This window comes from uncultured Methylobacterium sp. (genome assembly GCF_964242245.1).
Classification (GTDB): Bacteria; Pseudomonadota; Alphaproteobacteria; order Rhizobiales; family Beijerinckiaceae; genus Methylobacterium.
Map to the genome: position 1 here is coordinate 1 of NZ_CAXTBY010000142.1, position 8066 is coordinate 8066.

At 70.5% G+C, this 8066-nt stretch carries 10 protein-coding genes; 9 read left to right on the forward strand and 1 reads right to left on the reverse strand.

What is annotated here, in order from left to right; translation table 11 throughout:
• The first annotated feature begins 442 nt into the window (after positions 1–442).
• The 9 genes from ACFE8Y_RS19460 (at position 443) to ACFE8Y_RS19500 (ending at position 6776) form a co-directional block, all read left to right on the forward strand.
• Positions 443–616, forward strand: a complete 174-nt coding sequence (locus tag ACFE8Y_RS19460) for a hypothetical protein (protein WP_375466024.1) — start codon at positions 443–445, stop codon at positions 614–616.
• Between the two features lie 124 nt (positions 617–740).
• The gene (locus ACFE8Y_RS19465; protein ID WP_375466025.1) at positions 741–1145 is read left to right on the forward strand and encodes a hypothetical protein; all 405 of its coding nucleotides are present in this window, start codon (positions 741–743) and stop codon (positions 1143–1145) included.
• Positions 1146–1201: 56 nt separating this feature from the next.
• Positions 1202–1714, forward strand: a complete 513-nt coding sequence (locus tag ACFE8Y_RS19470) for a gluconokinase (protein WP_375466031.1) — start codon at positions 1202–1204, stop codon at positions 1712–1714.
• Complete coding sequence (locus ACFE8Y_RS19475) at positions 1711–2517, forward strand: Cof-type HAD-IIB family hydrolase (protein WP_375466026.1); 807 nt, start codon at positions 1711–1713, stop codon at positions 2515–2517. Before ACFE8Y_RS19470 ends, ACFE8Y_RS19475 begins: the two co-directional genes overlap by 4 nt.
• 204 nt (positions 2518–2721) lie before the next feature.
• Positions 2722–3720, forward strand: coding sequence for a lytic transglycosylase domain-containing protein (locus ACFE8Y_RS19480; RefSeq protein WP_375466027.1), 999 nt, complete (start codon positions 2722–2724; stop codon positions 3718–3720).
• Positions 3721–3955: 235 nt separating this feature from the next.
• On the forward strand, positions 3956–4927 hold the full coding sequence (locus tag ACFE8Y_RS19485; RefSeq protein WP_375466032.1) for a helix-turn-helix transcriptional regulator: 972 nt from the start codon (positions 3956–3958) through the stop codon (positions 4925–4927).
• Between the two features lie 229 nt (positions 4928–5156).
• Complete coding sequence (gene cysE, locus ACFE8Y_RS19490) at positions 5157–6011, forward strand: serine O-acetyltransferase (protein ID WP_375466028.1); 855 nt, start codon at positions 5157–5159, stop codon at positions 6009–6011.
• 113 nt (positions 6012–6124) lie between these two features.
• The gene (locus ACFE8Y_RS19495) at positions 6125–6337 is read left to right on the forward strand and encodes a DUF3126 family protein (protein ID WP_375466029.1); all 213 of its coding nucleotides are present in this window, start codon (positions 6125–6127) and stop codon (positions 6335–6337) included.
• 109 nt (positions 6338–6446) lie between these two features.
• Complete coding sequence (locus ACFE8Y_RS19500) at positions 6447–6776, forward strand: DUF6949 family protein (RefSeq protein WP_375466030.1); 330 nt, start codon at positions 6447–6449, stop codon at positions 6774–6776.
• A 176-nt stretch (positions 6777–6952) separates the two neighbouring features.
• On the opposite strand, the gene ACFE8Y_RS19505 is transcribed toward ACFE8Y_RS19500, so the two are convergent.
• Positions 6953–7642, reverse strand: a complete 690-nt coding sequence (locus ACFE8Y_RS19505; protein WP_375466033.1) for a transglutaminase-like cysteine peptidase — start codon at positions 7640–7642, stop codon at positions 6953–6955.
• Positions 7643–8066: the final 424 nt, after the last annotated feature.

The window sequence follows — 8066 nt, forward strand, 5'->3', positions numbered from 1 at the left end:
CACCCGCCTCAACAGCCTGCGCCGTCGGCCCCGCCGCAGGCAGAACAGAACAGCCCGACGCCGCGAGAGCAAGGCACAGGACCGGGTAGAGAACGCGCATCCAGGACCGCCAATCGATTCCGCCGCTCCGACGCCTAGCTCAATCCCGCTCCGGTGTCCGTAGCAGGGGGGTCACAGTCCGATCCGCATGCCGGCGCGGCGGGAACGATCCCCGCTGCGCACATCGCGCGGGACCGGTGATGGCGGCCTGGGAATGCCGGTGGGACCGTGGGAAGACCTTGACTGCGGGTCTCGACGGGCCCGGGCGCCTCGACGGACGCGGGCGGATCGTGTCGCCGTGGCCGCGAGGCGTCCCGCATCGCAAGGAAATGCCTGGGGTAGGGGAAAACCTCACGTCCATGAGGCAGTCTCCCTGAACGCCTCCGGACCTGCAGGATGCCCGGTGCGGCGGCGCCACGTCTTCTTCATCCCCGGCTACGATCCCGAGGGACGGACCCGCTGCCGGCTCCTCTTCCTGCGCGAACGCGTGCGCTACGCCAAGCGGTTCGACGAGAGCCACCGCCCGATCGCGCCGGGTCACGAGCGCGGACGGCCTTCGACTCCGGCCTGCCCCTGATGGCGGCGCAGCCTCGGGCGGATCGAGTCCGGGCCGAAGTCGCCCTGCTCGTCGTGACGCGCCGCATCGTCTGGGTCGACGTGCAGGCACCGCAGGACTGGATGAACGTCCCAGACTTCAAGCGGTGCTGGACCCCTCGCTCGCCCTCGAAGGCCGCGCGATCGCCGATCCGATCGTGCGTTCGGCCCAGGTTCGGGGAATCCTGACGCCCGCGACCTATGCCCATGTCCGTAACAAGCCGTTCCGGATGCACTTCCAGTTCCTGCTCGCTAACGAGCGGCCCGGCGAGTACGATTTCATCCAAGAGGGTCCGGGACCACAATTCCTGGGCGATCGGGCGCTACGGTCGATCGTCGGATTGGTGTCCGGTTGCCGGGGCGCGAACCGCCGCGTGAGGCGGGCCGACGCGAAGGACGCTGGGCGGATGCTTCCCGCGCAGCCGGCTCTCCGCAGGCGTTCCGTATGCCGCGCGCGAGCACCGATCCGGGAGGCCGAAGGCGTGCGCAAGCTCGGAGACCGCGACCCGTGACGCTGCCCAAACCCGGTCCCGAAGCTGGTACGCCGCCTCCGCAGGTGCTCGTGGTGATGGGCGTGTCGGGCTCGGGCAAGAGCACCATCGCTGCCCTCGTCGCGGAGCGCCTCGGCTGGATCTTCGTCGACGGCGACAGCTTCCACACGCCCGAACACATCGCCAAGATGCACGCCGGTTCGGCCCTCGACGACGAGGACCGCGCACCGTGGCTTGCCGCGATCGCCGTCTGGATTCGTCACCGGCTCGCGGCGGGGGAGTCCGGCGTGATCGTCTGTTCGGCCCTGCGGAGGACCTATCGCGACGTACTCACCGGAGGCTCGGCCTGCGTGCGGGTCGTCTACCTCGACGGCAGCCGCGCGCTGATCGCCGGACGGCTCGCCGCGCGCCACGGACACTTCATGCCGTCGACCCTGCTGGACAGCCAGTTCGCAGTGCTGGAGCCGCCCGGCCCGGACGAGTACCCGATCGTCGTCGCCATCGACGCCGAGCCCGAGGCGATCGTCGCGTGCATCCTCGCGCAGGTTCGCGATGCGGGCGTGGCCGGACCGGGACGGAGCGGACGATGAGCATTGACCCCATCGCCCTGGTGATCTCCGACGTGGACGGCACCCTCGTCACCGGGAGCAAGCGGCTGAGCCCGGCTACGATCCGCGCGGTCGCGCGCCTCGGCGAGGCCGGGATCGGCTTCACGGTCGCCTCGGCCCGACCTCCGATCGGATTGCGCGGCCTCGTCGAGGCGCTGGACCTGCGCCTGCCGATGGGCGCCTTCAACGGCGCGACCGTCGTCGGGCCGGATCTCTCGGTGATCGAGGAGCACCTGATCCCCGAAGGCGCGGCGCGGGAGGCCGCCGCGCGCCTCGCGGGTGCAGGCCTCGACGTCTGGGTGTTCGCCGACGGGCTCTGGTGCCTGCGCGATCCGGATGCGCCCTACACCGACAGCGAGCGCAGAACCCTGCTGACGGAACCGCGCGTGGTCGCCGATCTCGGACCGCTGCTCGCGCGGGCGTCGAAGATCGTCGGCGTCAGCGCCGATCACCGTCACCTCGCGGCCTGCGAAGCGGAGATCGGCGACGCGCTCGCGGGGCGCGCGACCGTGCACCGGTCCCAGGCCTACTACCTCGACGTCACCCCGCCCGGCATCGACAAGGGCGGATTCGTCGGCTGGATGGCCCGGCACCTCGGCATCGAACCTCGGCGGATTGCCACCTTCGGCGACGCCGGCAACGACCGGGCGATGTTCGCCTGCGGCGGCCTCTCCGTGGCGATGGGCAACGCCGAGGATGCGGTCAAGGCGGCGGCTGGCGCGGTGACGGGCACCAACGACGCGGATGGCTTCGCGGCGGCGATCGAGCGTCTCGTCCTGCCCTGAACTCCGAGGTTGCGTCGGGCCATCCCTTCTGGGGTAGACCGCCCGCTCGTGCGGTAACGCCCCGCGCGATCTGCGGTGTGGCGCGCGCAGCACACGGCGCGGGCGCTGTCCCGCTGCCCCCGGGCGAACGCGTCGAGGCCGCTTTCCGGCCTCAATTGAACCCGACCTAGCTTGGCAACAACAAGCCGGACCGGGTCTCCTCGCATGCATGGACGCCGCCTCTTCCTCGTTGCCGCGTTCGCGGTCGTGGCCGCTCCGGCCATCGCGCAGGGAGCCCGCGACAACATCGATGCGCTGATCGAGCAGCATGCCAAGGCCAACGGCGTGCCGGCGAGCTTCGTCCACGCGGTGGTCAAGCGCGAAAGCAACTACAATCCGCAGGCCAGGGGCGGCAGTGCGATGGGCCTGATGCAGATCAAGCCGGCGACGGCGCGCAGCCTCGGGTATCAGGGCGACGCCGCCGGCCTCTACGACCCGGAGACGAACCTGCGCTACGGTGTGGCCTACCTCGCCGGAGCCTACCGCACCGCGCAGGGCGATCTCAGCCGAGCCTACGGCTACTACAATCGCGGCTACTACTACGCCGCCAAGCGCCAGGGCATCCCCAGCGAGCTCGCCGCGGTGGTGGCACCGGTGGCGGCGTCCGCGAGCGCCGTGGCGAGCCTGTTCACCGGCCAAGCGCCCGTCGTCGATCCGAACGTCACCGCGGCCAACGCCGCGCTGGCCTACGCCCCGACCGCCGCGTCGGTGCCGGCCGAGACGGTGGAGGTGCCGTTGCCACCCCGCCGCCCGGCCGCGTTCAGCGGGGGCGAGGCGGTGCAGGTGGCAGACCTTCGGCTGGGCGAGGACCCGGCTGCGATCCCGGGCCGGACCGAGTCCGCGGCGGTCGCCCTGGCGGTCGCGGTGCCGTTGCCGCCGCGCCGGCCGGGTTCGCTCCCCGGCGCCGTGCAGGTGGCGAGCCTCACCCCGGCCGCCGACCTCTCCGGGATTGCCCTGACGCCGCAGGCCGCAGGGCAGACTTCGCCCCTCCAGGCCCCTGCGGCAACAGCCGGTAGCGGTGTGGCCGAGGCCGTGGCGGTTCCGCTGCCGCCGCGCCGGCCGTCGCCGCAGCGCTTGGCCGCCTTCGTCCGGCCCGCTCCCCTCCGCAAACCCGCTGCGACCGGCACCGTCCTCGAAGCGACGGCGTTGCCGGCGGATCGGTAGGCTCGCGACGCGCGGGCGGTTCGGCGATCCGCGTTGCCCACACCACGATCGTCCGCGGCGCTTGACCGCCGGCCTTGACCGCAACACATACGGGTACGGCAGAACAGCGGACCACCGTAGCGCACGTCGCGCGACCGTGTCGAAACCGCGCGTGCCTCAGCCGAATCACAATGCACCGAGGGCAGGGGTGCGCCGACTCTCCGCGCTTCGGATCGAGCATGGCCCTGCCATTCCCATCCCGTGGCCGCGGCGCGTTGATTGCGTCGAGAGGCCCGATCGGGATCTCCTCCGACACGGAACGAATGGGGAAGCGGACGACGCCATGACCGGCGCGGTGGAACAAGAATCCCTCTTCCTGTCCGAACTCGGCCGCCGGGTCCGCCATGCGCGCACCGTGCGTGGATTGTCCCGGAAGCTGCTCTCGCAGACGTCCGGCCTGTCCGAGCGCTACATCGCGCAGCTCGAGGGCGGGCAGGGCAACGTCTCGATCATCCTGCTGCGGCGGGTGGCCGGCGCGATGGGCGTGCGGCTCGACGACATGATCACGGGCAGCGACGCGGTGCCGGACTGGCCGGTGCTGCGCGACCTCCTGGGCCAAGCCTCGCCGGATCAGATCGCGGCCGCGAAGGAGGCGCTGTCCGGCGGCGTTCGGTCGGCGGGCGGGCCGCGACCGCGCGTGGCGCTCGTGGGCCTGCGCGGCGCCGGCAAGTCCACCCTAGGGCGCCTCGCCGCCGAACGCCTCGGCTGGCCCTTCGTCGAGCTGAACGCCGAGATCGAGCGCGAGAACGCTCTCTCCGTCAAGGAGATCTTCGCAATCTACGGACAGGAGGGTTACAGGCGGCTGGAGCAGGCGGCCCTGCGCCGGTTGACCGAGCATTCCGGGCCGCTGATCCTGGCGACCAGCGGCGGCATCGTCGCGGAGCCGCTGACCTACGACCTGCTGCTGCAGGCGTTCTTCACGATCTGGCTCAAGGCGAGGCCGGAAGAGCACATGCAGCGGGTGCGGGACCAGGGCCACCTCGTCACGACCGGCGACCATACCTCGGCAATGCAGGAGCTTCGCGCGGTGCTCGCCAGTCGCGAGCCCCTCTATGCCCGTGCCTCTGCCACGGTCGACACCTCGGACGTTTCCGTCGACACCATGGTGGACCGCCTTACGCGGACGATCGAGGCCCGCTTCGACGGGCGGCAGCCGCAGGCCGGCTGAGCGCTTCGATGTTGGGCCCGCGTTCCAGGCATGCCCTTGATCGGGACGGGCCACCACCCCACGCTAGGGCTCGCGAGTACCGGCGGCGAAGGTCGTCGACCTGGAGCCATGCGAGGATCGACCTTTCTTCGGTCCGCGACCTGGACGAAGACGTTGATCACCTCAACCTCGCAGTCGGAAGGATGTCTCGTCCGTCCGGCTGCGGGAAGCGAGGAGCGAGGAGCAAGCCATGACAGCAAGTCCCGCCGTCGGCCGTGCCGCGGGCGAGATCGCCGGCACCTGCGATCCGGTCTGGTCGCGCCTGCGGGCTGAGGCCGAGGCTGTTCTGCGGCAGGAGCCGCAACTCGCCTCGTTCATCGTCGCCACGATCCTGAACCACGCGACACTGGAAGGTGCCGTCGCTCATCGGGTCGCGGCCCGGCTCGGGCATCCGGCGCTGTCCTCCGAGCTGATCGCGCACGCCTTCCACGAGGCGATCCACGAGGACCCGCGCATCGGCGAGGCCTTCCGCGCCGACATCGTCGCGGTGATGGACCGCGATCCCGCGACCTCCCGCGCCCTGGAGCCGGTGCTGTACTTCAAGGGCTTCCACGCGATCCAGGCGCATCGGCTCGCCCACCACGTCTGGGGCCGGGGACGGCGCGACCTCGCCCTCTACCTCCAGAGCCGCTCGTCGGAGGTGTTCCAGTGCGACATCCACCCGGCGGCAAGGATCGGGCGAGGCATCTTCCTCGACCATGCCACCGGGCTCGTCGTCGGCTCGACGGCGGTGATCGAGGACGACGTCTCGATCCTGCACGCGGTGACGCTGGGCGGCACCGGCAAGCAGGGGGCCGACCGCCACCCGAAGATCCGCCGCGGCGTGATGATCGGCGCGGGCGCCAAGATCCTCGGCAACATCGAGGTCGGCGCGTGCGCGCGGGTTGCCGCCGGATCGGTCGTGCTGCGCCCGGTGCCAGCCAACACCACGGTCGTCGGCGTGCCGGCCCGGGTCGTCGGCACGGCGGGCTGCGCCGAGCCCGCGCGCGCCATGGACCAACTCGTCAGCCTGGATCAGTTCATCCACCTCGGCGAGGGCATCTGAGGCCTCGGGCCGCCGCGCTTGCCCCACCGCGGGCGCCGTGGCAAGCGGTGGCCCCCGGGAGCGGGCTCCTCGCGGGCGTCCCGCCCGGCAAAGAACGCGAAAGGCTCGACAGCGTGACCAAGCCCGAAGTCGCGAAGTTGCAGGACTACCTGCGCCGCAAGTTTTCCAACACCAACATCCGCATCGTGGCGATGAAGACCGGCGATTCGGCCGAGGTCTTCATCGGTGAGGAATCGATCGGCGTGATCTCCGACGACAAGGAGGACGGGGACGATTCCTTCGTGTTCCGCATGGCGATCCTCGACATCGACCTTGAGGACGCGTGAGTCGAGCGGGACGCCCGCGCACGGGTTAACGCTAATCCACAGCCGTGCTTAACATTTCGTAAACGAACCGGTTAGGGTACGCACGTTCTCGATACGGAGCGTGCGCGTCATGGTACTCACCCCCGCAGCCGTCGACGCGATCCGGACGCTGTGCGTCGGGCTCGCCCTGTCGGGCCTCCTCGCCAGCGCCTTCGAGATGTTCACCGAGCACCGGGCGAGCTTCAGCCTGCTGGAACGCGGGGGCCTCGGTGCCGTCGCGGCGCTGCCGATGCTGGCCTTCAGTGCCCCCTTCATCATCCTGCGCAACACCGTTCGGGGTCGGCGGATCGAGGGGCGGCCGATCCCCTTCGTGATGCTCGCCACCATCATCGCCTGCGGCTGGAGCCTGCTCTCGGGCCGGCTCGCCCTCGACTTGGCGACCCTGCTCGTCGGAGCCTGAGGCCCGCGGACGGAGGCGGGACGCGGCGGGCCTGCGCCGCGGGCGACCGGGTGCGATCCGCAGACCGATGCCGCCGATGGCTGGTTCGGCGATCAACCACTCCCGCTTCCGCGCGTGTCATGGCGCCCGTGTCCTTGAGCGGGGTACGCCGGCGAGGCTCCGCGCGACGGCCGACGTCAACGGTTGGCCGTCGCCACCGGCGAATTGCCGCCGTTGAGCGAGACCCAGGCCTTTCCGTCCTGACCCTCGCGCTTGATGTAGGCGTAGCCCGTGTTGCGCCAGGACAGGACCGTGTTGGTCTTGTTGTCGAGGATGAAGTCGCCGTGGTCGGTGCGCACCATCAGCACCGCGTGGCCTTCGCCGATCTCGTCGATGACCACCGTCATCCGCATGGCGCGCCGCGGCAGGCCGCGCTCGACCAGCATGCGGCGCTTGAGCAACTGGTAGTCCTCGCAATCGCCGAAGCCGTCGTCGGGGAAGTCCCAGCGATCGACGACGCCCCAGTGGGCCTGATCGGTCACCGGCTTGATGCGGCCGTTCACCCTCCGGTTCACGGCACTCAGCGTCCGCCAGAGCGCCGCGTTGAGCGGGATGAACGCCGGCTCGGCGACATCGACCGTGCATTCCGCGGGCAGACGCTGGCAGAATTCGGTCCAGGCGACCACCGGCCGCGCCGCCGGTCCGGTCTCGACGGCCGTTCCCGTCTCCGGAAGCGACGCGACCGGTCTGGTTTGCGTCGAGGCGCCGCCGATCATCAGGATGGTGCCGACGAGGCCGAGCGCCGCGGCCCGTCCGGTCCGCTGCGCCGCATCGCGCCATCGGAGGCCCCCGAGAGCTTCCGCCGCCTGGACGAACGCGTGCCGCATGCCCATGCCCCGTCGTCCGCTGATGTTAAGGGACGAAGCTCGCACGCTCGCGCGAAGCGCTCAACATAAAAATGAAGGCGGAGGTAACGCGGACTTTGAAGAAAGGTTTCAAGTCGGGACGGCGATGCGATCGCGGCACGTGCCAGGATATGCATGCCAAATCGCACTGGCTTCCGCAGCGATTCCGCGGCTTGAGACAGGACTTGGCCCGCGAACGCTGGGCGTAGGCTATCAGCAAGAAACCTGCCAGCAGGCCGTCAGGACTCAGCGCGAGCTCGGCCGGACGCGCCGGGATATCCTGCGTCGGTCCGCTCCGCGTCCGATGCCGGACGAATCGGTCCCCTCGGATAGCGCCGACGCGAGGGTCGAGCGTCGAGCAGCCTGAGCATCCTCAGCGGTTTGCGGTTGTGGCTGGGGCGGTTGC